This window comes from Chelativorans sp. M5D2P16 (genome assembly GCF_034427935.1).
Classification (GTDB): domain Bacteria; phylum Pseudomonadota; class Alphaproteobacteria; order Rhizobiales; family Rhizobiaceae; genus Chelativorans.
In genome coordinates this window covers 26,295-51,351 of the sequence record NZ_JAXQNM010000010.1, presented here as the reverse complement: position 1 = coordinate 51,351, position 25,057 = coordinate 26,295, and the positions used below count along the sequence as shown (strand labels likewise).

Annotated in this window: 19 protein-coding genes; 17 read left to right on the top strand and 2 right to left on the bottom strand. The window is 64.3% G+C overall.

The features are described from left to right. The 6 genes from SIN08_RS05550 to SIN08_RS05525 all read left to right on the top strand — a co-directional run bounded on the left by SIN08_RS05550 (position 1) and on the right by SIN08_RS05525 (position 6,419). Entirely contained in the window at positions 1–1,713 is a 1,713-nt protein-coding gene (locus tag SIN08_RS05550; RefSeq protein WP_322450590.1) for a ParB/RepB/Spo0J family partition protein, read from the top strand. Between the two features lie 724 nt (positions 1,714–2,437). Continuing rightward, the gene (locus SIN08_RS05545) at positions 2,438–2,764 is read left to right on the top strand and encodes a DUF736 domain-containing protein (RefSeq protein ID WP_322450589.1); all 327 of its coding nucleotides are present in this window, start codon (positions 2,438–2,440) and stop codon (positions 2,762–2,764) included. Positions 2,765–2,988: 224 nt separating this feature from the next. After that, entirely contained in the window at positions 2,989–3,207 is a 219-nt protein-coding gene (locus SIN08_RS05540) for a helix-turn-helix domain-containing protein (protein WP_322450588.1), read from the top strand. Next, the gene (locus SIN08_RS05535) at positions 3,200–3,667 is read left to right on the top strand and encodes a DUF2840 domain-containing protein (protein ID WP_322450587.1); all 468 of its coding nucleotides are present in this window, start codon (positions 3,200–3,202) and stop codon (positions 3,665–3,667) included. The genes SIN08_RS05540 and SIN08_RS05535 overlap by 8 nt, the downstream gene beginning before the upstream one ends. A 20-nt stretch (positions 3,668–3,687) precedes the next feature. Next, on the top strand, positions 3,688–4,167 hold the full coding sequence (locus SIN08_RS05530; RefSeq protein WP_322450586.1) for a S26 family signal peptidase: 480 nt from the start codon (positions 3,688–3,690) through the stop codon (positions 4,165–4,167). A gap of 251 nt (positions 4,168–4,418) precedes the next feature. Then, entirely contained in the window at positions 4,419–6,419 is a 2,001-nt protein-coding gene (locus SIN08_RS05525) for a relaxase/mobilization nuclease and DUF3363 domain-containing protein (protein ID WP_322450585.1), read from the top strand. A gap of 204 nt (positions 6,420–6,623) precedes the next feature. On the opposite strand, the gene SIN08_RS05520 is transcribed toward SIN08_RS05525, so the two are convergent. Together SIN08_RS05520 and SIN08_RS05515 are read right to left on the bottom strand one after the other, a co-directional pair. After that, positions 6,624–7,925, bottom strand: a complete 1,302-nt coding sequence (locus SIN08_RS05520) for a hypothetical protein (protein WP_322450584.1) — start codon at positions 7,923–7,925, stop codon at positions 6,624–6,626. Positions 7,926–8,319: 394 nt separating this feature from the next. After that, positions 8,320–9,894, bottom strand: coding sequence for a winged helix-turn-helix domain-containing protein (locus tag SIN08_RS05515; protein WP_322450583.1), 1,575 nt, complete (start codon positions 9,892–9,894; stop codon positions 8,320–8,322). A 363-nt stretch (positions 9,895–10,257) separates the two neighbouring features. On the opposite strand from SIN08_RS05515, the gene SIN08_RS05510 reads away from it, so the two are divergent. The 11 genes from SIN08_RS05510 to trbG all read left to right on the top strand — a co-directional run bounded on the left by SIN08_RS05510 (position 10,258) and on the right by trbG (position 25,055). Continuing rightward, a complete protein-coding gene (locus tag SIN08_RS05510; protein ID WP_322450582.1) occupies positions 10,258–14,247 on the top strand; it encodes an autotransporter domain-containing protein in 3,990 nt (1,329 codons plus the stop codon). 453 nt (positions 14,248–14,700) lie between these two features. Continuing rightward, a complete protein-coding gene (locus tag SIN08_RS05505) occupies positions 14,701–16,728 on the top strand; it encodes a conjugal transfer protein TraG (RefSeq protein WP_322450581.1) in 2,028 nt (675 codons plus the stop codon). 12 nt (positions 16,729–16,740) lie between these two features. Beyond that, on the top strand, positions 16,741–17,253 hold the full coding sequence (locus SIN08_RS05500) for a CopG family transcriptional regulator (RefSeq protein WP_322450580.1): 513 nt from the start codon (positions 16,741–16,743) through the stop codon (positions 17,251–17,253). Beyond that, a complete protein-coding gene (gene trbB, locus SIN08_RS05495; RefSeq protein ID WP_322450579.1) occupies positions 17,246–18,223 on the top strand; it encodes a P-type conjugative transfer ATPase TrbB in 978 nt (325 codons plus the stop codon). The genes SIN08_RS05500 and trbB overlap by 8 nt, the downstream gene beginning before the upstream one ends. An 85-nt stretch (positions 18,224–18,308) precedes the next feature. Continuing rightward, positions 18,309–18,569, top strand: coding sequence for a TrbC/VirB2 family protein (locus SIN08_RS05490; protein ID WP_322450600.1), 261 nt, complete (start codon positions 18,309–18,311; stop codon positions 18,567–18,569). After that, positions 18,569–18,826 carry a VirB3 family type IV secretion system protein gene (locus tag SIN08_RS05485; protein ID WP_322450578.1) on the top strand — a complete coding sequence of 86 codons (258 nt, stop codon included), beginning with the start codon at positions 18,569–18,571 and terminating at the stop codon, positions 18,824–18,826. Before SIN08_RS05490 ends, SIN08_RS05485 begins: the two co-directional genes overlap by 1 nt. Continuing rightward, positions 18,820–21,279 carry a conjugal transfer protein TrbE gene (gene trbE / locus SIN08_RS05480; protein WP_322450577.1) on the top strand — a complete coding sequence of 820 codons (2,460 nt, stop codon included), beginning with the start codon at positions 18,820–18,822 and terminating at the stop codon, positions 21,277–21,279. Before SIN08_RS05485 ends, trbE begins: the two co-directional genes overlap by 7 nt. Further along, the gene (gene trbJ, locus SIN08_RS05475) at positions 21,269–21,994 is read left to right on the top strand and encodes a P-type conjugative transfer protein TrbJ (protein WP_322450576.1); all 726 of its coding nucleotides are present in this window, start codon (positions 21,269–21,271) and stop codon (positions 21,992–21,994) included. The genes trbE and trbJ overlap by 11 nt, the downstream gene beginning before the upstream one ends. Before the next feature lie 15 nt (positions 21,995–22,009). Further along, a complete protein-coding gene (trbL, locus tag SIN08_RS05470; protein ID WP_322450575.1) occupies positions 22,010–23,341 on the top strand; it encodes a P-type conjugative transfer protein TrbL in 1,332 nt (443 codons plus the stop codon). Next, positions 23,338–24,036 (top strand): conjugal transfer protein TrbF, encoded by a 699-nt coding sequence (gene trbF / locus SIN08_RS05465; RefSeq protein WP_416208021.1) that lies wholly within the window; start codon positions 23,338–23,340, stop codon positions 24,034–24,036. The genes trbL and trbF overlap by 4 nt, the downstream gene beginning before the upstream one ends. Beyond that, a complete protein-coding gene (gene trbG, locus SIN08_RS05460; protein WP_322450573.1) occupies positions 24,033–25,055 on the top strand; it encodes a P-type conjugative transfer protein TrbG in 1,023 nt (340 codons plus the stop codon). The genes trbF and trbG overlap by 4 nt, the downstream gene beginning before the upstream one ends. Positions 25,056–25,057 lie beyond the last annotated feature (2 nt).

The window sequence follows — 25,057 nt, the reverse complement described above, 5'->3', positions numbered from 1 at the left end:
ATGGAACTCACTCACATCCCGCTCGACCAGTTGAAGGTCTCCGCCTTCAACATGCGCCATGCCCGCAAGGCCCCGGACGTTTCCGACATCCTGCCGTCCATCCGGGCGCGTGGTGTGCAGCAGCCCCTGCTCGTTCGCCCGAACGGCAAGGGCTACGAGATCGTCGCCGGGCGGCGGCGGTTCTTCTCGCTCAAAACGATCGCCAAGGAAGGCGGCGAAGTCGAACCGGTGCCGTGCGCCGTGATGGCAGACGGCGACGATGCGGCAGCACTCGAGGCTTCGCTGATCGAGAACATCGCCCGGCTCGACCCCGACGAAATGGCGCAATATGAGACGTTCGCCCGGCTGGTTGCGGAAGGCCGGACGGTCGAGGACATCGCCGCCACCTTCGGCACAACCGAGATCATGGTCAAACGCGCTTTGGCGCTTGGCAATCTGTTGCCGGACATTCGCGAAGCCTATCGCGCCGAGGAAATCGACACGCAGACCATCCGGCAACTGACGCTCGCCAGCGAGGCGCAGCAGGCCGAATGGCTCGCCCTGTTCCGCGATCCCGAACAGTACGCGCCGCGTGGCTGGCAGCTAAAGCAATGGCTGTTCGGCGGCGAGATCAAGACCGGCGTCGCGCTGTTTCCGCTCGACAGCTACACCGGTGAGATCGTCACCGACCTATTCGGGGAGGGCGGCTATTTCGCCGACACCGAACAGTTCTGGTTACTGCAGAACGCGGCGATCGCGGAGAAACGCGAAGCGCTGATCAAGGCCGGATGGGACGATGTGGTTGTCCTCGACTGCGGCGAGCACTTCCATTCATGGGATCATGTGAAGACTGCGAAGAAGGACGGCGGACGGGCCTATGTCGAGGTCCGGCCTAATGGCGAAGTGGCGTTCCACGAAGGGTTCATCACGCGAAAGGAGCATGACAAGCGGTTGAGGAAACTGGCCGGTGGCGATGCCACGGAAGCGGAAGCGCAGGCGGTACGTCCCGAACTCACCGCCGCCGCGCAGAACTATATCGAACTGCACCGGCATGCCGCCGTGCGCCATGCACTGTTGAGCCAGCCGCAACTCGCCTTGCGCCTCATGGTCGCCCATGCCATCGGCGGGTCAGCTCTATGGCAGACGCGGCCTGAACCGCAAAAGGCCGACAAGGAGATCACCGCCGAGAGCCTTGCCAAATCGAGGGCACAGGCTGCGTTCGACGCCGAGCACACCGAAATCCTGAAACTTCTCGGCCTGCCCCAACTTGGGTCTTCGGTCGTGCGCTCCAACGGCGACGACCATCGCGCCGGGCAGTTGTTCGCCACTCTCATAAAGCTCAGTGACGCCGAGGTGATGCGCGCTCTGACCTTCGTCATGGCCGAGACCTTGCAGGCAGGCACCTGCGTCATCGAGCAGATCGGATGCCATCTGAACGTCGATATGGGCGCGGTCTGGGAGCCGGACGATGCCTTCTTCGAGTTCATCCGCGACAAGGCCGCGATCAATGCGATGCTCAAACATATCGGCGGCAAGGCGGTCGCGGATGGCAACGTCAGCGCCACGGCCAAGGTGCAAAAGAAAATCGTCCGCGACTTCCTGACCGGCGAGGGGCGCGAGAAGAAGGAAGGCTGGCTGCCGCGCTATATGGGGTTCCCCTTTACCGCCTACACTAAGGCCGGAGCCGGTCGGCTCACCGAAAACGCCCGCCGCGCCAAGCAGCTTTCCAGCTAGCATTCTCGGTTGATCCGGGGGAGGCGGGGCGCGGACCTTTCACCCAATGCTGGAGGTCCGCGCCCCGCCGATTGGGCGGTCATGTGGTATCCGGGAGCCCCCGCGCCAAGCGGCGCGGGGGCTATTTGCATCAACGGATTGCGCGGATCGTCATGATGTTTCGTCGTCCCGGCCGGCGACCCGTCAAGAATTGGCAGTGACTCCGCTCACGAAATTCGAGCCTGATAGTCGGCTCAGGCGAGAAGCTTGGATCGGGCCGGTTCTGCAGCGTTGAGCGGTTCCCGCCACCGCCGATCTCCACAGGCTGGGATGATCTCCGGTCGGGTAGGGACGCTGCCAGTGCGCGCGGAGGCGCAAGAGGCTGATCAGGCGGAGCGCTGACCGAGCCGGGTCCCCCGTCTGTCTTCGTCACATATCCAGGCACCCGGCGGCCATTTCGGTCTCCCTGCAACGCGGGCGCCATGGGCCCATCCCCTCGGCTTCTCGCTTTATGGAGCTATGGCGAACGCCGGTCGGGCGAAACCGGCGTCGCGCGGCTTTTTCCCCGTCCGCCTATGCGGGCGGACTTCCTCGCGGGCCGCTTCGCTCCAAAAAACCGCACGCCGCCGGTCCTCCGCTTGCGCTGCGGCCCTGACGGGTTCGCCCGCCCGCCGCCCGCCATCGACGGTCCCGCGTCAGCCGAGGGGATGGGCCCCGAGGCGGCAAACGACAAGGAGACTGAGAAATGGCACAGGCACTTGGATATGTGACGAAGACGGAAAACGGCGCTTTCGAAGGCACGCTCGCGATGATGAGCCTGAAGAAGCGCATCCGCATCCAGCCCAACCGGGCCAAGGAAAGCGACGCCCAGCCCGACTTCCGGGTCTACACCGAGGACCGTGTGGAGATCGGCGGCGGCTGGAACCGGACCGGCAAGACGAGCGGCAATCCGTACGTCTCGCTGACCTTCGCAGCCCCCGAATTCGGGCCGCACAAGATCTACGCCAATCTCGGTCGCGCCGCCGGCCAGGACGACGAAGACGTCATGGCGATCCTGTGGAACCCGAGCTGAGGGCTTCAAACAGAGCCCCCGCGCCACCCGGCGCGGGGGTTTTCGCATCTTCAATCGAACAAATCGCGCTCGAAGGTCTGGCGAAAACTCAAGGTCGAGTTTTCGCCGGTCCCGCAATGGCTGTCCTTCGCCAATGGTGGCGCTGTTCGGAGCGGCTTTCTTTCGGCGCATGACAGTGTGACTGGAGGGGTGGGCCGCTTCGATTGACCAGCATCGGAGCGACCATGACCGACAATGAACCGCGCTGGGACGAAGACGGCCCCTTCCTGACGACGAAGGAAGCGGCGCGCTTCCTCAAGCTCAAGCCCAACACCCTCGAAAAAATGCGTGTCTATGGCGGTGGGCCGATCTACCGCAAACATGGCCGCCACGTGCGCTACCACATCGACGATCTGAACGACTGGTCGAACCTCAGAAAGAAGGATTCGACCGCCGATGAGTGAGTTTCTGACGCGCGTCGAGATCGCCTTTTATCCCGAATATCTCAATTACTGGCTGCGCTTCGGCACGCCGGTCGAGCGGATCGAGCTCGACCGGAAACGCTCGATCGCCGTGTTCGAACCCGGCCAGGTCTTCGGCTATGTGCGCTGGCGCGCCAACGAATACGGCACGCAGGACTGGCGGTTCACGATCATCGAGGTGCAATACCCGTCGCTGCTGCTAAGCCGCGTTCCCGGTGTGGTGCCGGGCGCGGAGGTGCTGCTTTTGATGACCGGACAGGCGCGCGTCAAGCGCGCCCTCGCGGTGATCGATCAGCTGGAAAGCAGCGGCTTTGGCCTCGAAGACGTGTCACCCGCCTACTACCGTCACGTCCATGTTCGGCTCGCGACCGGACGGGATGTCCGCGCCTATTCCCAGGATCAACATGCGGCCCATCTGGCCGCGAAACGGGTGCGCCGATGAGGGTCGCTACGCTCTCGGCAATGACTGTCTCGGTGCTCGTGCTGGTCGCGGCAAGCATCGCGGAGCTGCCGACGAAGCTGGTCTACAACGGCTCGACCAGCGCCCGGATCGGCTTCTACTGGATCGACAACGCGCCTGTCGGGCGGGGCGATTTGGTGCTGATGGAGGTGCCCGAACGCGTCCGAAACCTCGTCGAAACGCGCCGCTATTTGCTGCTTGGCGTGCCGTTGATCAAGCGCATTGTCGCCGTCGGCGGCGACAAAATCTGCCGCCGCAAACGCGAGATACTGCTCGACGTTGTGACTGTCGCGGTGGCCAGAAACGAGGATCGATTGGGGCGGCCAATGCCCTCTTGGCATGGATGCAGAGTCCTTCGCGAGGATCAGATTTTCGTGCTGCAGGCTCACCCGGATTCCCTTGATGGGCGGTATTTCGGGCCGGTGGACCGGTCGCTGGTCATCGGTCGAGCGACCCGGTTGCGGGTCCCGTGGCAGAAATGAGCGCCAGCGTGATCCACCACAATGAGCGGTCAGGACCGGGAGAAGGGTCTGGGGCGGCGGAGAGCAAGATAAAAGGGGATGGTGCAAACCATCCCGAAAGCCGGTCTGCACATCGGGTATCACCTGCACATGGGCCGGAGCCGCATGTGCAGGCGAAAGGGCTCAAGCCATTGAGTGTCTTCGCGAAAACATGGTGCAAACCCCGAGGGCGGCTTGGAACGGCTCGAAACGCACCCATGTCATGAGCCGCCATGGCAAGGGACGATGACGACATCTTCAAACCGAAGCTCGGCCGCATCCGCAGCCGGGGCGGTGGGCGGGCGAAGAGCTATCTCAACCGCGTGCTTCGCCAGATATCGGTGGCCGGCAAGACCGGCTTCGGCGCAGCACGGTCGAACGGCTTCACGGGCGCGCGGATCGGACGCGGCAACGAGATCTTGCGCCGCTACCGAGCAGGCTATCGGTTTGGTTCGGCTTCCCGTCGCGTCGTCATCAAGTCGCGGATCGTCAAACTGGCGGGCAGGGGAGCAGGGACAGGCCTGGCTGCCGCGCGAGCTCATCTCCGATACATCCAGCGCGATGGCGTCTCAAAGGAACACGAGCCCGGCCAGCTCTATGACGCGAACGGGGATGATGTTGATGGCCGTGCGTTCCTGGAGCGCAGCGAGGGCGATCGGCATCAGTTCCGCTTCATCGTCTCGCCCGAGGACGCGACCGAGCTCGCTGACCTCAAACCATTCGTCCGCGATCTGATGCGGACAATGGAAAGCGATCTCGGCACGAAACTCGACTGGGTCGCGGTCGACCATTTCAACACTGGCCATCCGCATACCCACATCGTGCTGCGCGGCCGCGCCGATGAGGGCAAGGATCTGGTCATAGCCCGCGACTACATCAGCCACGGTATGCGCCGGCGTGCGAGTGAGCTCCTGACGCTGGAACTCGGGCCGCAGACCGAGCAGGAAATTCGTCACAAGCTCGAGCGCCAGGTCAATCAGAATCGCTTCACTGATCTGGACAGGCAGTTGGCCCTGCAAGCGGAAGATGGCGTCCTTGACGTGCGCGACGGGCAGGAGGCCGGCGAGGGGCGCTTTAGGCATGCGCTGCAGGTGGGGCGGCTGCGTGTATTGGAACGGCGCGGGCTCGCCGAGGAAACTGCGCCAGGCCGATGGCGGTTGTCGCCGAATCTGGAAAACACGCTGCGGCGCGCCGGCGAGCGTGGCGACATCGTCAAGACGATGCATCGCGGACTCGAGGCAGCAGGACTGGATGTCGGGACCGCCGACTACTCCATCTTCGATCCCGGCGATGCGCGAGCTCGAACCATCACCGGTCGCATCATCGTTCGCGGGCCGCACGACGAGTTCAATGACGGTCATTACATCATGGTCGATGCGGCCGACGGGCGGGTGCACTATGTCGCGCTTGATCCCAGCCACGACATGGACGATCTTCCGCACGGCGCTATCGTCGAGGTCCAGCCGGCGGAGAGGGGGATGGGTCGGGCCGACCGCACCATTGCCGAGATCGCAAAGCGAAACGGCGGGATCTATTCACCGGAACTGCATCGAGCGCACGATAGCGAGGCATCGGACGAATACATCAAATCGCACGTCCGTCGCTTGGAAGCATTGCGGCGGCAGAAACTCGTTCAGCGCTTCGCCGATGGGTCGTGGGAGATTCCGGAAGACTTCGAGGATCGTGTTGCCAGCGTTTCGAGGAAGCGGTCACGCTATCCCGCGCGCGTCCTGACCCTGTCCTTTCTGTCGCTCGACCAGCAGGTAGGGGCGAACGGTGCGACCTGGCTGGACCGTCAGCTGGTCGGAAGTGCGCAGGTCGAGCTGCTGGGTGAAAGGTTTGGTGCGGCGGCAAGTGCAGCCATGAGACGACGTCAGGAGTACCTCGTTGAGCAGGGCCTGGCCGAGCAGCAAGGTGGTGACGTGCGATACCGACGCAATCTGCTTCGTTTGCTGCGCCGACGTGAGCTGGCTGCTGCCGGTAACCTGCTGGCCAAGGAGGCCGGAATGACCTTCGTTGAAACGCAGGATGGCACACGCACTGAGGGCGTCTATCGGCGGTCGGTTCGGCTTGCCAGCGGCAAGTTCGCGGTTCTGGAGAAGTCGAAGGAGTTCACGTTTGTGCCGTGGCGGCCGGTTCTTGAACAGCAGCGCGGGAAGATGGTTAGTGGCATAGTGCGGGGATCGACGGTGTCGTTCGATTTTTCCCGAAAAAGAGGGATTGGAATTAGTTGATTGGAATTGGCTTCATCGGGGTTCGCAGTGGCAACCTCTTCGCGAGGTAGAACGGCCGTTTCACGTAAGCTGCCGACGCTCAGCTGCAGACAATGAGCGTCCTAGGGGCGGAGAACAGAACGGCGGCTTCTGGGCGAGACGACAGCCGAACCGGACCTCAAGCGGAGCATTTCGCCCCCACAGAATTGGGGATGGACAGAGATTTTACGCCTCGAGGCAGAGCACGATAAAGCCGGCGAGCGTCGCCCAGAGCATTTTCAGATGGTCGGGCGACACGCTGAAGTTGGGTGAGTGGACGTACCTATTGAGAGTGTCGAGCGAGACGATCTCCTCGCCTTGTTTGAGTTTGGTGATCGCGCCGAGATATTTCCTGTCGATCTTGCCCATGGCGTGAAGATCGGCGGCGACCTTGCCGGCCTTGACCGCCAGCTTGTCGGTTTCCAACACCCCCGTGAGCTGGCGGCGCCTCACATAATTGTCGATCGACAGCTCGAGCAGCACGCGCAGCAGCACCGACACCGCGTTGGGTGTCTCGCCGAGGTTGAGCTTGTACTGCAGTTCTTCCCATATCGCCCGGTGCCGCTGCAGGTGTGCCGGCCAAGTGACGCCATAGCTCACGTCGGGGATCAGATGCGGCCAAGCCGGCGGACGCGGCGGTGCCGGGTTCGGTTTCGGTGGGGCGGGCGTAGGCGCGGCCCGCGTCTTTGGCTGCGGCCTGCGCGCGAGCTTCGGTAGCACGCTTTCGGCCTCGAGCGCGTCGATATAGGCGAGCTTGGATTCGGTGTCCCAGATATTGTCCAGGGTGATGACGCGGTTCGCGAGATCACTGGCCACCCGCTGCAGTGCCGCCAGCGTCTCCGCCTCGTCGCGGATGATGTCGAGCTTACCCTTGCGTACCGAAATGCCGAGTCGATTTCGCAGCGACTCCGCCGAGAGCAGGCGATTGAGATTCGAGCGTGGAATTTTACGCGCCGGCAGCAGCTTCGCCTCCTTCAGCCGCTTCTCGATCTCGTCGGCGACGTTGAGGCCGCCACCCTTGCCTGTGCGGATGACGAAATTGGCCTTCATCCGGTCGTTCCAGGTGCTCTGGCCGATACCGCCTTGCACGCCGGTGTGGCGCCGAAACAGGATGTCGTCGACGCGGTCGCGGTCGCTCTCCACCCGGCATTCAATCTTGTCGGGAAAGGCGCCCTGCCAGTTTTTGCGGCAGTCGGCGAAGAATTGCTGCAGCTCGACTGTCGGCGCGCGGCGTGGCGCGGCTAGCAACTTGAGGCAGGTGGTGCGGCGATTGCCGTCGGCGACGACATATTTGTCGCCTGAGGGGAAGACGAGCGGCGGCTCGAAGATCTCGCCCTTGGCGACAAGGTCCTTGGCAAGGTTGCGCATATGCTGCTCTTGCGCGGCAAAGAGCTGCGCTATCGCGGCGGTTTCGTTCTCAAGTTCACCATGTCGATCATTGGCTGGATTTACGATCAACGATGACAACGGTAGCTTCCGATAGGCCATACCTTATCCCCCAGCGTGAAAAGCGAGCATGGCTTCGTAGCTTCGTCAATCGAATCTGTGAGCGTTGAGTTCTAGTGCTGAGATTCTCGACCTTCACCTAACCGCATCCGTTCCTGCGTGCGTCCATACCGAACGGCAAGTTGCGGCAATGGCAGTGTGCTGCGTGGAGAGGTAAACTTGGGCGCGGTTTTGACTGTTCGGGGGCCGGTTGCAGACTGGCAGCTTCCGGGTTCGCAACGGCGAGTGCAGACGTTCAACACGCTGGGATTGAGGTCGAGAACGAGCCCAATCCTGCCCTTCCACGTATTCTCACGGGTGGCAAAGCTGTGTGGGAAACGCGGCTATCATAGGGGCGCCGGACGACCGCTCTTCGGGAGCTTTCCGGCATTGCCTGCTAACCGCGCTTCGCCAGCAGTTCGGGGAAGCGTTTAGCGATCTCCGGGGCGATTGCGGCGTGTCCGTGATGGCGCTGGAGGTGGACCACCAGGCCGTTGAGAACGTTGCGTTGATGGATTCGGCGCCGGAACTGCCGGGCCGAGACGCGGAACAGATAGGTGGACAAATGCCGCCCGAGTTCGGGCGGCATCGCGGCCAGCGCGTGCTCCAGAGGCGGGACGAGGGTTTTGGCTTTGGGCGAGACGAGAAACAGACCGAAGGTTGCCTGCCCTCCCGGAACGAGGTTGTGCAACTCGGCGGCGAGATGGTCGACCGCGCCGCGCTTATCGCCGGCCATCATGGCGACTGCCTTGAGGATGAGAAGATAGATATGGAATTGTGAGCCCGGTTCGGCCAGTTCGATGGCCTTGTCATAGAGGCTTGCGGCCTCCTCGATCTCGCCCTTGCTGGCGGCGATCTGCGCCTTCATCGAAAAGGCCGCCGCAAAGGCGGTGCTGTTCAAGAAGGCTTCTTCGGCCAGCCGTTCGGCAAGTGCGAGATAGCCCCGGTCGATGAAGCGCAGCAGCTTGGCGATCGCCAGAAGCAAATGCGGCCTATCGTGCACGTCGGGCAATGCTCTTAAGGCAAGATCTTCAATTTCCGATTCCAGCGCCTGCCAGTCGTCGTCGCCGAGCGGTGCGGTATGTATCTCGCCGAGGCTCTGTATCAGCCTTGCGTAATGGTTGAGCGCCAGCATGATCGAGTGCCTTGGGTCGGCCTTGTCCGCCTCATGGGCTTGCTTCAGACGCGCGGCGTTCTCGCGCCAGCTCACCGTGTCGTCGGTGAGCATCACGGCCGCATCATGCATGCGCAGATGGGCCGGACGGTCGGCCGGCTCGAGCGCATCGGTTTCGGGCAGTGCTTCATGGCGCCACAAGGCATCGGTGAGCGCCTGTGCCAGTTCGTCGACGTGGTTCGGGTCGCGTCCCCGCGGCCATGTCCGACGAAAGCTCTCGATGATCTGGCGCGAACGCCCCTCGCGCAGCACCAGCGCCAGATGCAAATGCTCCGCATCCGCGTGCGCACTGACATCGAGCGTGAAGGCGAGATCGTCGGCGCCTTGCGGATCGAAGCGCCAGCCCGGCCGGTAGAGGATGGTCTTCTTTCCGCCAGTCGCCGCCTTCAGGGCCGAGGCGAGCCGGTGCGGAAGGCCATTGAGGGCACTTTGGCCATCGCCCAGCCCGTAGACGGGACCGAGGAGCAGGAAGGCCGAGAGCGGCGTTGTGTCGACCGGTTCGGCGGCCCAGACATAGCCTTCGCCATACTGGGTGACGATGAAGCGGGCCTTGCGCGCGCTGTCGCCGAGGCGCTTGCGCAACCGGTTGACGAGGTAATCGACATTGCGCTCCGACAGCGTGCCGGTCTCGTCGCCGAGCGCCTCGAGCAATTGGGCGCGGGTGACGAGCTCCCGCGGCTGGCGCACGAAGCGCAACAGCAGTGCGCGCTCCTGGCGGGTCAGGCGAAGGATGGTGCCATCGTCGCGCTTTGCCGTCAGCATGTCGGGCTGAAAGACCAGATCGTGATAGCGAACCAAACCGCCCCCCTTGGTGATTCGTTGTCTTATCCGCGAGCCATTCGGTGGCCAACGCGCGGCACGATAGGCGGCCCGGGAAGCTCAAAGGAAGTCGTTTTTTCTCTTGAAGGGCAAAAAAATCCAAAAATCCGACTCAACCAAATATTGGTGCGAGACTCTTTTGCTAAAGCGGCATGCTGAGGGGATTACCTTCTCAGGCACGTTACATCTGTCCTGGCAAGGATGTGCTGGGACGCATGAATGCGAGGGACGACCATTGACCGGAACTGCTTGCGGGGATTTCGACCCAACTCGGATGAAGGTTTTGTGCGGTCTCGTGCGGCATCCGGGATGAGCGAAGCAACTGAATGCGAGGGGGCAATGATGAGCCAGAAGACAAACACCACCGAAACGCCACCGCGCACACCGGAAGACAGACGGGATGGCTGCCTACGGCGGGCGTTGACGGGCTCGTCCGCGCTGATCGGCGTCGGCCTTGCGGTTTCGTTCGCCGTGTTTCCGGCGACCGTCTTCACTGTTGCAGGCACCACGCATGCGCTGGCAGATGGTGGCGATGGTGGTGACGGCTTCCACGATCCCGGCGGTGCTGGAGGCACCCCTTTAAGCCCCGACGGCGAAAACGGTGTCGGCGGCGGCGCTGGCGGTGGCGGAAGCGTCGACCAGACCACCGGATTTGGTGGTACTGGGGGCAATGGGGGCGATGACGGCGGCCCTGGCGGAACTGGCGGAGCCGGCGGCACAGTGGGGAAAACGACATCAGTAGACGAGGCCAACACAGCCAATGTAGCAGGCACCGATGGCGAAGATGGGACCAATGGCAGTGGTGCCCCGTCGGGCGGTGGCGGTGGTGGTGGCGGCGGTGGCGTCGGGTGGCTCATCGAAGGAACCGGCAACTCCAGCAACACGGCAATTATCACTGGTGGTGCTGGTGGCAGTGGCGGCATGGAGGGCGGCGCCGGCTCTGCCGGCGGCGGTGGTGGTGGTCAGGGCGCGGCTGGTGTCCTGGTAACCAATGGCGGGTCAATCAGTTTGTCGGCATCGAGCCGTATCGAAGGCGGTCAGGGCGGAACCGGCGGCGACGGCGATGCCGCCGTGGCTGACGCCGGGGCCGGGGGCGATGGTGGCACCGGCACTGTATTGACCAGTGGCGGCATCGTTGCCAATGCCAGTGGCAGCGAGATTGTTGGCGGCGCCGGGGGGGGCGGCGGCGCGACAGCCGATGTTGACGGCGGACGCGGCGGTGATGGTGGCGCGGGTGTCAGCGGCAGCGGCTTTTTTCTGACCAATGGCGGATCGATCCGCGGCGGCAATGGCGGAAGCGGCGGCACTAGCGCCACTGCAGCCGATGGCGATCCGGGCACGGGTGGTGCCGGTATCATGGGCTCCGATCTCAACATCATAAATGTCGGAGCGATTTCCGGCGGCATGAGCGGCCATGCCGACCCCGGCGACCGTGTGCATGCCAACGCGATCACCTTCACCGGCGGCACCAACCGCCTGGAACTGCGCGACGGCTATTCCTTCACCGGAAATGTTGTGGCCAATGGCGCCAGCGACACATTCGCGCTCGGTGGGGATACCGATCCTGCCAATCCGTTCGATGTCACGGACATCGGCAGTGGAGGGCAGTATCAAGGCTTTGAGGCCTTTGAAAAAACCGGCACGAGCACCTGGACGCTGACGGGCACGACGACGGCGGTGACGCCCTGGACGCTGATCGCCGGTACGCTCTCGGTCTCTTCGGACGGCCAGCTCGGCGATTCGTCGGGCGCGCTGACCTTCGATGGCGGCACGCTGCGCAACACGGCGGCGTTCACCACGGCGCGTGACATAGTGCTGGACGCAGGTGGCGGTACGTTCCGGACCGAGGCTGATCTGACGGCGAACGGCGTCATCGGGGGAGCTGGAACGTTGACCAAGTCCGGCGCCGGCACGCTGACGCTGGCGGGGGCAAACAGCTATGCCGGCGGCACGACGGTTGAGGACGGCACGTTGCGGGTGGGAGATGACGGGGCGTTGGGAGGCGGCCCGGTCACGGTCGACGGTGTCGCAGGTGCGAATGCGCGCCTGTCGTTTGATGGCCCCGGCGTCACGGCGGACGGTCTTGATATCACAATCGAGAACGCCACAGTTGCCTTCTATAACAGGCTTTCGTTTGCCAACGGCGCGACGGCTGGAACGGCAACGATCCTCAACAACGATGAAGATGGCCTTAACATATACTTTCAGGACGATTCGGATGCGGGATCGGCCGAGATCATCAATCGCGGTGGTGTTGCATTCAACAATACGTCCAACGCGGCGCAGGCGACAATCGTTAATGACGGTGGCCCCGCCGGTGCTGCGACAATTTTTGCGGCTCAATCCTCTGCAGGGCGGGCGGTTATCACAAACACGAATGGAGGTTGGACGAATTTCGACGGTGATTCTACGGCCGACGAGGCCACCGTCATCAACACCGCCGGTGGGTTTACCGACATTTCGTTGCACAATGGCGGCCTCACCATCGGGTCGGTTTCGGGCGACGGTGACATTCGGCTGGGCGGCAATACACTGACACTGGGCAGATTGGGGAAGGACGACAGCATCGACGGGGTCATCAAGGACGGTGGCTTTGATGGCAGCATCGGTGGTTCGCTGATCAAGGAGGGCTCGGGCACACTGACGCTTAACGGCATCAACACCTACACGGGCGCGACGACCGTTTCGCAGGGCACATTGGTCGTCGGCGACAGCACCCATTCGGGCGCCAGCATCGCCAGCTCGTCGCTGCTCACCGTGCAATCCGGCGCCACGCTGGGCGGCTCGGGCACGGTGGGTGGCACGCAGATCGCCGATGGCGGCATCATCGCGCCGGGCAACTCGGTCGGCACGTTGACAGTCGACGGCGATCTCACCTTCGATGTCGGCTCGGTCTATGCGGTCGAGGTCGACGAGGCGAACGGCGTTGCCGACCAGATCGCGGTGACCGGCATCGCGACACTGGCCGGCACGGTGGCGGTCGAGGCCTACCAGTCCGACCTCGACTACGGCACCACCTACACGATCCTCTCGGCGGATAATGGGATCGTCGACAGCTTTGACGATGTCGAGGCCAATTATGCCTTTCTCGTGCCGGAACTGGACCACGACAGGGATGCCGACGAAGTGCGCCTGACCCTGGTGCGCAAGACGGTCGAGCCGGAACCGGAGCCCGGGCCTGAACCGCAGCCCGAGCCAATACGGTTTGGCGACGCGGCCGAGACGCCGAACCAGGTCGCCGCCGCAAACGGTGCCGAAAGCCTGGGCGAGGGCAACACCCTGTTCGACGCCATCATCGTCCTGCCCGAGGGCGAACCGCCGGCCGCCTTCGATACCCTTTCCGGCGAAGTTCACGCCAGCATCAAGAGCGGGCTGATCGAGGACAGCCGTTTCCTGCGCAATGCCGTCAATGACCGTATCCGCGCCGCCTTCTCAAACGTTCCCGCAGCCGCCATGCCATTGATGGCCTATGGGCCGGACGGCCCGCGCCCGGCGAGCCCGGCAAGCATCGATCCCGTCGCCTGGGGGCAGGTCTATGGCGCCTGGGGCGAGACGGACGGCAACGGCAATGCGGCCAAGCTTGACCGCTCCACCGGCGGCTTTTTGACCGGCATCGATGGCGCGATCACACCAAACATCCGGCTCGGCCTCATCGCCGGCTACGGCCATTCTTCCTTCCATACCGACGAGCGGGCATCATCCGGTTCCAGCGACAATTATCATCTCGGCCTTTACGGTGGCGGGCAGTGGGACGCGCTGCGCCTGTCGGGCGGGCTTGCCTACACATGGCACGACATCGAGACGAACCGCTCGGTGGCCTTCCCCGGTTTCGCCGACAGGCTCTCGGCAAACTACGACGCCGGCACCTTCCAGGCTTTTGGTGAGGCCGGCTACCGCATCGACACGGCCGCCGCCACCTTCGAGCCCTTCGTCGGGCTTGCCCATGTCAGTCTGCACACCGATGGCTTTGCCGAGGACGGCGGTGCGGCGGCGCTGTCGGCCGGCAGTCAGACCACGGACACCACCTTCACGACGCTCGGCCTTCATGCCGCCACGGACTTCGATCTCGGCGGCATGCGCGCCACGGCCCACGGCACGCTCGGCTGGCGGCACGCCTTCGGCGACACGACGCCGCTCGCCACGCAGGCCTTTGCCGGCGGCGAGGCGTTCACCGTGGCGGGCACGCCGATCGCGCAAGACGCCGTCGTCATCGAGGCGGGGCTCGATCTCGGCATCGCCGACAACGCCAGTTTCGGGCTGAGCTACAGCGGCCAGATCGCAAGCGATGCGCAGGAGCATGGGTTCAATGCCAGGCTCAGCGTGAAATTCTGAGCCGGGATGATCAGATCGGGATGGCCGCTTCGCAAGCGTGAAGCGGTCATTCGATCCGAGAATTCCTACGACAGGGGTCGGTTGAACGCGCCGATGCCTGTCGCTAACGCGAATGTCGCGAAAGTCCGCAACCGCGACCTCCAGCGTCGTCGCAGGCAATGTCTGCTTTCAGTGAACGGCGAAGCTGATTTCTACGGCTGAGATGAGGGCGCAAAGCGCCCGTTCGCCCTCTGAGGTGTGGGACATGAAGCCGGAATTCGATATCGAGACGAGGACGGAACAGTTACCTTTGAGAATTCCGCTTTGACCATCTTTCCCTTAGCTGAATGACCTAGCGATCAGCTTCTGCCATTGGACCATCTTGGACGCTATCGCATTGAATAGACTCTAGAATCTCCGTGATCTTCTCACCGACTTCAAACGGCCTTCTGGCCTGCAAGCGGCGAGAGATCGATGACCCCCAGCAAGCTTCTGATCGGCCAGATTCTGATCGTCTTCGCGATCGTGATCGGTGCTGTGTGGGGCGCGACGCAATGGGCGGCGGGCGAGCTTCAGTTCCAGCCGCGGCTCGGGCCGGCCTGGTTCGAGTTTTTCGGCTATCCGGTCTATCTGCCCTGGCGCCTGTTCGAGTGGTGGTACGCCTACGAGGCCTATGCGCCGGCGGTTTTCAACCACGCCGGCATCATCGCCGCATCAGGTGGTGTGGTCGGCGTCGCGGTGGCCATTGCGGGATCGCTGTGGCGGGCGCGGCAGAACCAGTTGGTCACCACCTATGGTTCGTCGCGCTGGGCGACGAAGTCCGAGATCGCCAGATCCGGCCTGTATGACGATCGTGGTGTTTTCCTCGGTCGGCTGAGGGACCGCTATCTGCGCCATGACGGTCCGGAGCATGTCATGTGCTTCGCGCCGACCCGCTCGGGCAAGGGTGTCGGTCTCGTGATCCCGACGCTGCTCAGCTGGCCGCACTCGGCCGCCATCCACGATATCAAGGGCGAGAACTGGCAGCTGACGGCAGGGTGGCGGTCGAGGTTTTCTCACTGCCTGCTGTTCAATCCGACCGATCCGGCGAGCGCCAAATACAATCCGCTGCTGGAAGTGCGCAAAGGCCCATTCGAGGTTCGCGACGTCCAGAACATCGCCGACATCCTGGTCGATCCGGAAGGCGCGCTGGAACGCCGCAACCACTGGGAGAAGACCAGCCATTCGCTGCTGGTCGGCGTGATCCTGCATGTCCTTTACGCCGAAGAGGACAAGACCCTGGCGCGCGTCGCTGGCTTTCTGTCCGATCCGTCACGGTCCTTCGAGCGCACGCTGCGCGTGATGCTGGGCACCAACCATCTCGGCACGGACGAAGCACCGCAGGTCCATCCGGTCGTTGCCCAGGTCGCGCGCGAGCTGCTCAACAAGGCCGAGAACGAGCGCTCAGGCGTGTTGTCGACGGCCATGTCGTTTCTCAGCCTCTATCGCGACCCGACCGTGGCCGTCACCACCAGCGCCTGCGAGTGGCGGATCGCCGATCTGGTGGAGGCCGAGCACCCGGTCTCGCTCTATCTGGTTATTCCGCCCTCCGACATCTCGCGGACCAAGCCGCTGGTCCGTCTGATCCTCAATCAGATCGGCCGGCGGTTGACGGAGCGGCTGGAAGGCGAGGTGGGCAAGCGCCGGCGCCACCAGCTCCTGATGATGCTGGACGAGTTCCCCGCTCTCGGGCGGCTCGACTTCTTCGAAAGCGCACTCGCCTTCATGGCCGGCTACGGCGTCCGCAGCTTCCTGATCGCGCAATCCCTCAATCAAATCTCGAAGGCCTATGGCGAGCACAACGCGATCCTCGACAACTGCCATGTCCGGGTGGCCTTCGCCACCAATGACGAGCGAACGGCGAAGCGCATTTCGGACTCGCTCGGCACGGCGACAGAACTTCGGGCGCAGCGGAACTATGCCGGCCACCGGCTGGCGCCCTGGCTGGCGCACGTCATGGTCTCGCGCCAGGAGACGGCGCGCCCGCTCTTGACGCCCGGCGAGGTGATGCAGCTGCCGGCCGACGAGGAGATCGTCATGATCTCCGGCCAGCCGCCGATCCGGGCAAAAAAGCTTCGCTATTTCGAGGACGGGAACTTTTCGGGCCGGGTCTGCCCCCCGCCCGGCCTGAAGGCGGGCGGTCCCTATGCGGACCGTCCGCCACACCGCCCGGACGACTGGTTGGGGCAGGTGCGCGGTACCCATGCCGGCCTTGCAAAGCCCTGGTCCGAACTTGTGACCGGCGACGACGAGGATGACGGCGGTCTCAAACGCCACCCCGGACTTCCCGACGAAGCCCCGACCATTCCCGAACCCGACCAAGCGCCGGATGCCGGCCTGCTCGACGACGAGTTCGATCCGAACGATGCCAGGCGCATGGAGCAGCTCGACCGCAACTCCGCCGCCGTCCGCCGCGCCCACGCGATGGATCAGTCCGACGACGACCTCCTGCCGAACTTTTGAGGATTCTTGTCAATGAAGCCCCGTTTGAACGTCCACATCTCCTACGAGCTTGCCGAACGCATCGAGATCGCCGCCAAGCGCCCCGGCGTGACCAAGGCGGCGATAGTCGAGGCCGCATTGCTCGGATTCTTCTCAAAGGAATTCGACGATCAGCGCGACGGCGCGCTGATCCGCCGGCTCGACTGTCTCACCCGGCAGTATGACCGGCTGGAGCGCAATCTCTCGATCACCACCGAGACACTGGCGCTTTACATCCGCTTTTTCCTGACCGTGACGCCGCCCCTGCCCAACACGGATCAGGAGGCCGCCCGCGCGCTCGGCAAGGAGCGTTTCGAGTATTTCATCACACAGCTCGCACGCCGACTCGCGGGCGGCAAGAACATGATCCGCGACGTGCTGGAAGAAGTCAGCGCGGACGAGAACGAGTTCTTCACCGAAGCCGAGATCGCGGCCCTTCGCGCCGTGCGCGAGGGCCAAAGCTCACCGAACGGCGCGGACGAACACGGGGAGGTGGAGGATGAGTGACCGCCTTCAGCCCACGACCCGCACAAGGCGCCGCACCATGCTTGCGACCGCCATGGGGCCGGTGATCGCCGAAGCCCTGGCCGACGATGCGACGACTGAGGTGATGGTCAATCCGGACGGCATGCTGTGGCTCGACCGGCACGGTGATGGCCGGATCGCGACAGGTCAGACGATCGGCGCGGCGGAGGCCGAACGCATCATACGCCTGGCTGCGAGCCATATCGGCCAGGAATGCCATGCCGGCCAGCCGATCGTCTCGGCCGAGCTGCCGGAAACCGGCGAGCGGTTCGAAGGCCTGTTGCCGCCGGTCTCGCCGGCGCCGTGTTTTTCGATCCGCAAGCCGGCCAAGGTGCTCTACCGGCTCCCCGATTACGTGTCGGCGCATATTCTGACGCCGCAGCAAGCCGACGCGCTGCGTGAGGCCGTCGAAACACGCCAGAACATCGTCGTGGTCGGCGGCACCAGCTCGGGCAAGACGACGCTGGTCAACGCGCTGCTGGCCGAGGTCGCGACTTGTGGCGACCGGGTGATCATCATCGAGGACACACGCGAGCTTCATTGCGCGGCCGAGGACTGTGTGACGCTGCGCACCAAGCCCGGCGTCGCCTCGCTTGCCGATCTCGTGCGCTCCACGCTGCGCCTCCGTCCCGACCGCATCGTCGTCGGCGAGGTTCGGGGACCGGAAGCGCTCGACATGCTCAAGGCCTGGAACACCGGCCATCCGGGCGGGATCACGACGCTCCACGCCAATTCCGCCCATGCCGGGCTCTACCGGCTCGAACAACTCATCCAGGAAGCGGTGATCACAGTGCCGCGGCGCCTGATCGCCGAGGCGATCGACATCGTCGTCTTCCTGAAGGGCAGGGGAGAAGGCCGCCGCGTCGAGACCGTCGCCGCCCTCGAAGGCCTCGCGAACGGCGACTACCGCCTCAAGCCACTAACGCCACAGCCACTCGTACCAACCGTCTGACCGAAGGAAAGCCCGCATGCTGAATCTCGTTTCCGCAATCCGCCATCATATCCGTGGTGCTGTCGCGGCCGCCACTGTCGTTGCCATGAGCGCGCCAGCTTATGCCGCCGGGTCCGGCATGCCATGGGAGGCGCCGCTGACCCAGATCCTGGAATCCATCGAGGGACCGGTGGCGCGCATCATCGCCGTGATCATCATCGTGATCACCGGGCTGTCGCTGGCCTTCGGCGAGACCTCGGGCGGGTTCCGCCGGCTGATCCAAATCGTCTTCGGCCTGTCGATCGCCTTCGCTGCGACCAGCTTCTTCCTCTCCTTCTTCTCCTTCGGCGGCGGGGCGCTGGTCTGATGCGCGTCGATGGCTTCGAGGTGCCGCTGCACCGAGCGCTGACCGAGCCGATCCTGATGGGCGGGGCGCCGCGAACGGTCGCCATCGTCAACGGCACGCTCGCCGCTGCCCTCGGGCTCGGCCTCCAGCTCTGGATTGCCGGTGTCGTCGTCTGGGTCATCGGCCACGCCGCGGCGGTCATGGCCGCACGCAAGGACCCCGCCTTCATGGAGGTCCTGATCCGCCATGTCCGTCACAAGGGATATCTCGCATGCTGAACCTGGCCGAATACCGCAAGCGCCCGGCGTTGCTCGCCGATTACCTGCCCTGGGCCTGTCTCGTCGCGCCCGGCGTGGTGCTCAACAAGGACGGGTCGCTGCAGCGTTCGGCCCGCTTCCGCGGGCCGGACCTCGAAAGCGCGACGGAATCCGAGCTCGTTGCCGCCTGTGCCCGCATCAACAACGTGCTGCGCCGCTTCGGCTCCGGCTGGGCGCTGTTCTTCGAGGCCGACCGGCATGCGGCGCGGGACTATCCGCGCTCCGACTTTCCTGATCCCATCTCCGCCCTGGTCGACGAGGAACGGCGGGCCACCTTCGAAGGCTCAGAGACGCTGTTCGAGAACAGCTATGTGCTGACCTTTTGCTGGCTGCCGCCGGCGGAAAGCGTCAGCCGCACCGAGCGGTTCCTGATCGAGAACGCGAGTGAACGGCAGGGCGTCGATTATCGCGAACATCTCGACAGTTTTGTCCGCCGCACCGACCGGGCGCTCGACCTGCTCGGCCAGATCATGCCGGAGGTCGCGCCGCTCTCCGACGTAGAAACGCTGACCTGGCTGCACAATTGCATCTCGACGCGGCGGCATCGGATTTCGGTCCCGGAGATTCCCGCCTATCTCGATGCGGTTCTGGTCGACACGTCGTTGACCGGCGGCCTGGTGCCGATGCTGGGCAGCAAGCATCTGCGAGCGCTGAGCGTCCTCGGCTTTCCCGGCGCGACCACGCCCGGCATCCTCGACGATCTCAATCATCTGGGCTTCGCCTATCGCTGGACGACGCGCTTCGTGCCGCTCGACAAGCCGGCGGCCGAGAAGGTCATCCGACGCTACCGCCGGCAATGGTTCGCCAAGCGCAAGTCGATCGCCGCCATCATCAGGGAGGTGATGACCAACGAACAGTCGGTCTTGGTCGACACCGACGCCGACGACAAGGCGGCCGACGCCGATGCCGCGCTCCAGGAGCTCGGCGCCGATCTCGTCGCCTACGGTTATGTCACCACCACCTTCGTCGTCACCGACGCGGACGAAGCCAAGGTTGACGAGAAGCTGCGCGCCGCGCAGCGCGTCATGGACGGGCGCGGTTTTGCGACCATTGAGGAAAGTGCCAACGCGGTCGAGGCGTGGCTGTCGTCGCTGCCCGGTCATGTCTACGCCAATGTGCGCGCTGCCCCCGTCAACACGCTGAACCTCGCCCACATGATGCCGTTGTCGGCGAGCTGGGCGGGTCCGGCGCGTAATGAGCATCTGGATGGTCCGCCGCTCCTGACTGTCCGCACCAACGGTAGCACGCCGTTCCGGCTGGTCACCCATGTCGGCGATGTCGGGCACGCCATCGTTGTCGGCCCGACCGGCACCGGCAAATCGGTGCTCCTGTCGCTGATCGCTTTGCAGTTCCGGCGCTATGCGAGCGCCCAGGTCACCATTTTTGACAAGGGCGGATCGGCCCGCGCCGCCGTGCTCGGCATGGGCGGAAGCTATTTCGATCTCGGGGCGGCGCAGGAAGGGGTGAAGAACGCGCTCGCCTTCCAACCGCTCGCCAATATCGACGTCACAGCCGAGCGCACCTTTGCCCAGGAATGGGTGCTGGGACTGCTCACCCATGAAGGTGTCGCCGTGACACCCGACACCAAGGATGCGGTCTGGTCGGCGCTGTCGAACCTTGCCGCCGCGCCGCAGCCGGAACGAACCCTAACGGGACTGGCGACACTACTCCAGCGCAACGATCTCAGGCAGGCGCTCCAGCCTTACACGCTTGAAGGCCCGTATGGCCGCCTGCTCGATGCCGATGATGACCGGCTCACGCTCGGCGCCGTGCAGTGTTTCGAGATGGAAGAACTCATGCACCAGGAGGGCGCCGTGCTTCCGGTGCTCACCTATCTCTTCCACCGGTTGGAGCAAACATTCGACGGCAGGCCGGCACTGCTCATCCTCGACGAGGCGTGGCTGTTCCTCGACAACCCGGCCTTCGCCGCCCGCATCCGCGAATGGCTGAAGACGCTCAGAAAACGCAATGTCTCGGTGATCTTCGCCACGCAAGGCCTGTCCGACATCGCCAATTCCTCGATCGCGCCGGCGATCATCGAGAGCTGCCCGAGCCGGATCTTCCTGCCCAACGACCGCGCGGTCGAACCGCAGGCGAAGGCGATCTACGAGGCGTTTGGTCTCAACGATCGCCAGATCGAGATCATCGCGCACTCCTTCCCCAAGCGCGACTATTACTACCAGTCGCGGCAGGGCAATCGGCTGTTCGAGCTTGATCCCGGGCCCGTGACGCTCGCCTTTGTCGGCGCCTCCACCAAACAGGACCACGCACAGATGGACGAACTCGTCGCCGCCCATGGCGAGGACGAGTTCGCCGATTCCTGGCTTCGCGCCCGCGGCCTCGATTGGGCCGCCGAGCTGATCCCATCCGCATCCCCCACCGCGCCCGAAGAGGAGACCTCCCATGAAGCATAAGCTCGCTGTTTTTGTCACCGCGATCGCCGTTGCTGTCGCGCCCGTTCAGAAAGCCCAGGCGCTCTTCGGCTTCGGCGATATCGTCTACGACCCGACCAATCATGCCGAGAACATCCTGACGGCCGCGCGTTCACTCGAGCAGATCAACAACCAGGTCCAGCAGCTCGCCAACGAGGCCGAGATGCTGATCAACCAGGCCAAGAACCTGGCCAACCTGCCGACCTCAATCGCCGGCGAACTGCAAGGTTCCCTCAGTGAGGTCGACCAGCTCATCCGCGATGCGCAGGGGATCGCCTACGACCTCACCGAAATCGACAGAGCCTATCGGGAGCTGTTCCCCGAGCAATACGCCGACAGCGCCTCGACCTCCGAGATCCTGCAGGACGCGCGGGAAAGCTGGAACCTGGCGCGTGAAGGATTCCGGCATGCCCTGGAAGTCCAGGCCGAGGTGGTTGGCGAGATCAGGAACGATGCCGCGACGCTCGATCGATTGGTCGATGAGAGCCAGGGTGCGGTCGGCAACCTTCAGGCCGTGCAGGCCGGCAATCAGCTGACCGCGCTCGCCGCCAAGCAATCCATGCAGCTCCAGAGCCTGCTGGCGGCTTCCGCCCGCGCCGAAGCGTTGGAACGGGCAGACGCGCTGGCCGCCCATGAGCGCGGCCAGGCCCGGTTCGAGCGCTTCATGGGCGATGGCTCAGCCTACACGCGCCGCTAGGGAAGGGACCAGGCGGTGGATGATCTCAACGTCATCGACAGGTTTACCGAGACCTTCGTCACCTATATCGATTCCGGTTTTGGCCTGCTGTCACCGGACATCGCCTTTCTGACTACGGTCCTGATCGGGATCGACATCACGCTCGCCGGCCTCTTCTGGGCCTTCTCGGAAGACCGGGCGCTTCTGCCCTCCTTGATCAAGAAGGTGCTCTATGTCGGCGCCTTCGCCTTCATCCTGAACAATTTCTCCAACCTCTCCACCATCATCTTCGACAGCTTTGCCGGGCTCGGATTGCAGGCAACCGGCTCGCCGATCAGCGCGGCCGATCTGATGCGGCCGGGTTTCGTGGCCGCCGCCGGTTATGACGCGGCAGCACCCTTGCTCGAAGAGGCCGGCGAGCTGATGGGCCCGATCGCCTTCTTCGAGAATTTTGTGACCATCATGGTGCTGCTTTTTGCCTGGGTGGTGGTGCTCATCGCCTTCTTCATCCTCGCCATCCAGCTGTTCATCACCATCCTCGAGTTCAAGCTCACCACGCTGGCCGGCTTCGTGCTCGTGCCCTTCGCGCTGTGGAACAGAACCGCGTTCCTCGCCGAGCGCGTGCTCGGCAATGTGGTCGCCGCCGGCATCAAGCTGATGGTGCTTGCCGTGATCGTCGGCATCGGCTCGACCCTGTTCGGCGAGTTCGCCTCCTCGTTCTCGGGCGGCGACATCACGCTGGAAGAGGCTGCCGCCACGGTCCTCGGCGCTCTCTCCATCTTCATGCTCGGCATATTCGGTTCCGGCATCGCTTCCGGGCTTGTCTCCGGCGCGCCGCAGCTGGGTGCCGGCGCTGTGGCGGGATCGGCGGCCGGCCTGGCGCTCGGTGGTGCCGCAGCCAGCGGTGCGGCGATCGGCACGGGACGTGCGCTTGGCGCGGGTGCCAGTGGCGCCACCCGTGCGGCCGCCTCCATGGCCGGCGGGGCATCCGGCTCCTATCAAATCGCGCGCGCCTCCTCCGATGCTTCCGGTCCCACCGGTGTCGCCGCGGGCATAGCCGGTGTCGCCCGCGCTGGCGCGGGAGCCGTAGGTCAGGGTGCGCGCAACATGGCCGCCCGTGCGACCAGCGGTGTCCGGCAAGCCTACGCCGATGGTGAACAGGGCGCCTTCGCCGCCACCGGCGGCGCCCGTTCCGGTGCGACCGATATCCCTTCAACGGTTCCATCCGCTCCCGACGCTCCCGATTGGGCGCGCCGCATGCGCCGCGAGCAGCGCATGCGCGAGGGCGTGACCGTCGCTGCCCACACGCTGCGCGACGGCGACCGCCCGGCCGCCGGCGAGAACCCCAAACTCAAGGACGAGGACTGATGTTCAAACGCGCCACGACCGCCTACGGCAAGACGCCGGAACCCGAAACACCTTACCAGAAGGCCGCCCAGGTCTGGGACACCCGAATGGGTGACGCTCTTGTCCGCGCCCGGAATTGGAGATTGATGGCCTTCGGCTGCCTGGCACTCGCCCTCGGCCTGTCGGCCGGTGTGATCTGGCAGGCTGGCCGCAGTGCGATCACGCCATACGTGGTCGAGGTCGATCGGCTCGGGGAAGTACGCGGCGTCGGTCCGGCGACCGAGCCCTATTCGCCTTCCGATGCCCAGATCGCCTATCACCTGGCGCGTTTCATCGAGAATGTCCGCTCGCTGTCGATCGATCCGATCGTGGTGCGCCAGAACTGGCTGGCGGCCTACGACTACGCCACCTCGGACGCCGCCAACACACTCAACGAATATGCCCGGGAAAATGATCCCTTCGGCGCCGTCGGCGAGCGCACCGTCACCGTTGAGGTGACCAGTGTCGTGCGCTCTTCGCCCGACAGTTTCGATGTGCGCTGGCGCGAACAGTCCTTCGAGAACGGTTCGCTCACCGCGACCACACGTCACCGCGCCGTCCTCACCGTCATCCTGAAGCCGCCGCGCACCGAAGCAGCACTCAGGAAGAACCCGCTCGGCATCTATGTCCATGCCGTCAACTGGAGCCGCGACCTGATCCCCGGAGAGGAACAATGAAGACACTTATTATAATGGGGGTGGTGCTGAGCCTCGGCGCCTGTGCTTCCCCAAAGCAGCTACCGCCGAAGATCGACTTCGATGAGGCCGAATTCCAGCCTGCCTCGCTCACTGTCGATCCGCCGGGGCCGGTGGAGGTCGTGGAACTGCCCGAACCGTTGCCGCTGCCCGGCCAGCTCAAGCCGGCGCCTGACGGCGAGACGGACGAGGCCGTCGACGACCGCCCGCCGGAGGAACGGATCGTCGCCGCCAATGAGGCGGCCAAGGTCGAGCCGTCCGAGAGTGGTTATGTCAACGCGATTCAGGTCTATCCCTTCGTCGAGGGCGCGCTTTACCAGCTCTACACAGCACCCGAACAGGTGAGCGATATCTCCCTGCAGGAAGGCGAGCGCATCGTCGCGGTATCGGCTGGCGACACGGTGCGCTGGGTGGTCGGCGATACAGTAAGCGGCACCGGCGCGACGGCGCGTGCGCATGTGCTGGTCAAGCCGATCAAGGAAGGGCTTCGCACCAACCTCGTCATCATCACCGACCGGCGCACCTACCACCTGGAGCTCACCAGCGACACCGAGACCTATATGACCTCGGTCTCCTGGCACTATCCGCGCGACGAGCTTCTGGCTTTGCGACGCCGCAACGAACAGGCGCAGGCGGAACAGCCGGTCGACGCGGGGCTGCGCCTCGACCGGCTTAACTTCCGCTACGCCATCAGCGGCGACGATCCGCCCTGGCGGCCGGTCCGTGTCTTCGACGACACCCACAAAGTCTATATCCAGTTCCCCTCCCGGCTCGACCAGGGCGAGGTGCCGCCGCTTTTCGTGGTCGACCCCAATGGCGAGAACCAGCTCGTCAACTACCGGGTCAACGGCAGCTATTACATCGTCGACCGGCTGTTCGCCGCTGCCGAGCTGCGTCTCGGCGAGGAGTCGCAGCAGGTGGTCCGCATCACCCGCACCGATGGCAGCCCGGCGCGACCGCGCACGCTGGTCGACCTCCTGGCATCCAACCGGGGGAGGTGACG

Excerpts from the sequence above, each read along its gene's own strand:
- SIN08_RS05550 (WP_322450590.1), top strand. The coding sequence starts at position 1 with ATGGAACTCACTCACATCCCGCTCGACCAGTTGAAGGTCTCCGCCTTC.
- SIN08_RS05545 (WP_322450589.1), top strand. The coding sequence starts at position 2,438 with ATGGCACAGGCACTTGGATATGTGACGAAGACGGAAAACGGCGCTTTC.
- SIN08_RS05540 (WP_322450588.1), top strand. The coding sequence starts at position 2,989 with ATGACCGACAATGAACCGCGCTGGGACGAAGACGGCCCCTTCCTGACG.
- SIN08_RS05535 (WP_322450587.1), top strand. The coding sequence starts at position 3,200 with ATGAGTGAGTTTCTGACGCGCGTCGAGATCGCCTTTTATCCCGAATAT.
- SIN08_RS05530 (WP_322450586.1), top strand. The coding sequence starts at position 3,688 with ATGACTGTCTCGGTGCTCGTGCTGGTCGCGGCAAGCATCGCGGAGCTG.
- SIN08_RS05525 (WP_322450585.1), top strand. The coding sequence starts at position 4,419 with ATGGCAAGGGACGATGACGACATCTTCAAACCGAAGCTCGGCCGCATC.
- SIN08_RS05520 (WP_322450584.1), bottom strand. The coding sequence starts at position 7,925 with ATGGCCTATCGGAAGCTACCGTTGTCATCGTTGATCGTAAATCCAGCC.
- SIN08_RS05510 (WP_322450582.1), top strand. The coding sequence starts at position 10,258 with ATGAGCCAGAAGACAAACACCACCGAAACGCCACCGCGCACACCGGAA.
- SIN08_RS05505 (WP_322450581.1), top strand. The coding sequence starts at position 14,701 with ATGACCCCCAGCAAGCTTCTGATCGGCCAGATTCTGATCGTCTTCGCG.
- SIN08_RS05500 (WP_322450580.1), top strand. The coding sequence starts at position 16,741 with ATGAAGCCCCGTTTGAACGTCCACATCTCCTACGAGCTTGCCGAACGC.
- trbB (WP_322450579.1), top strand. The coding sequence starts at position 17,246 with ATGAGTGACCGCCTTCAGCCCACGACCCGCACAAGGCGCCGCACCATG.
- SIN08_RS05490 (WP_322450600.1), top strand. The coding sequence starts at position 18,309 with ATGAGCGCGCCAGCTTATGCCGCCGGGTCCGGCATGCCATGGGAGGCG.
- SIN08_RS05485 (WP_322450578.1), top strand. The coding sequence starts at position 18,569 with ATGCGCGTCGATGGCTTCGAGGTGCCGCTGCACCGAGCGCTGACCGAG.
- trbE (WP_322450577.1), top strand. The coding sequence starts at position 18,820 with ATGCTGAACCTGGCCGAATACCGCAAGCGCCCGGCGTTGCTCGCCGAT.
- trbJ (WP_322450576.1), top strand. The coding sequence starts at position 21,269 with ATGAAGCATAAGCTCGCTGTTTTTGTCACCGCGATCGCCGTTGCTGTC.
- trbG (WP_322450573.1), top strand. The coding sequence starts at position 24,033 with ATGAAGACACTTATTATAATGGGGGTGGTGCTGAGCCTCGGCGCCTGT.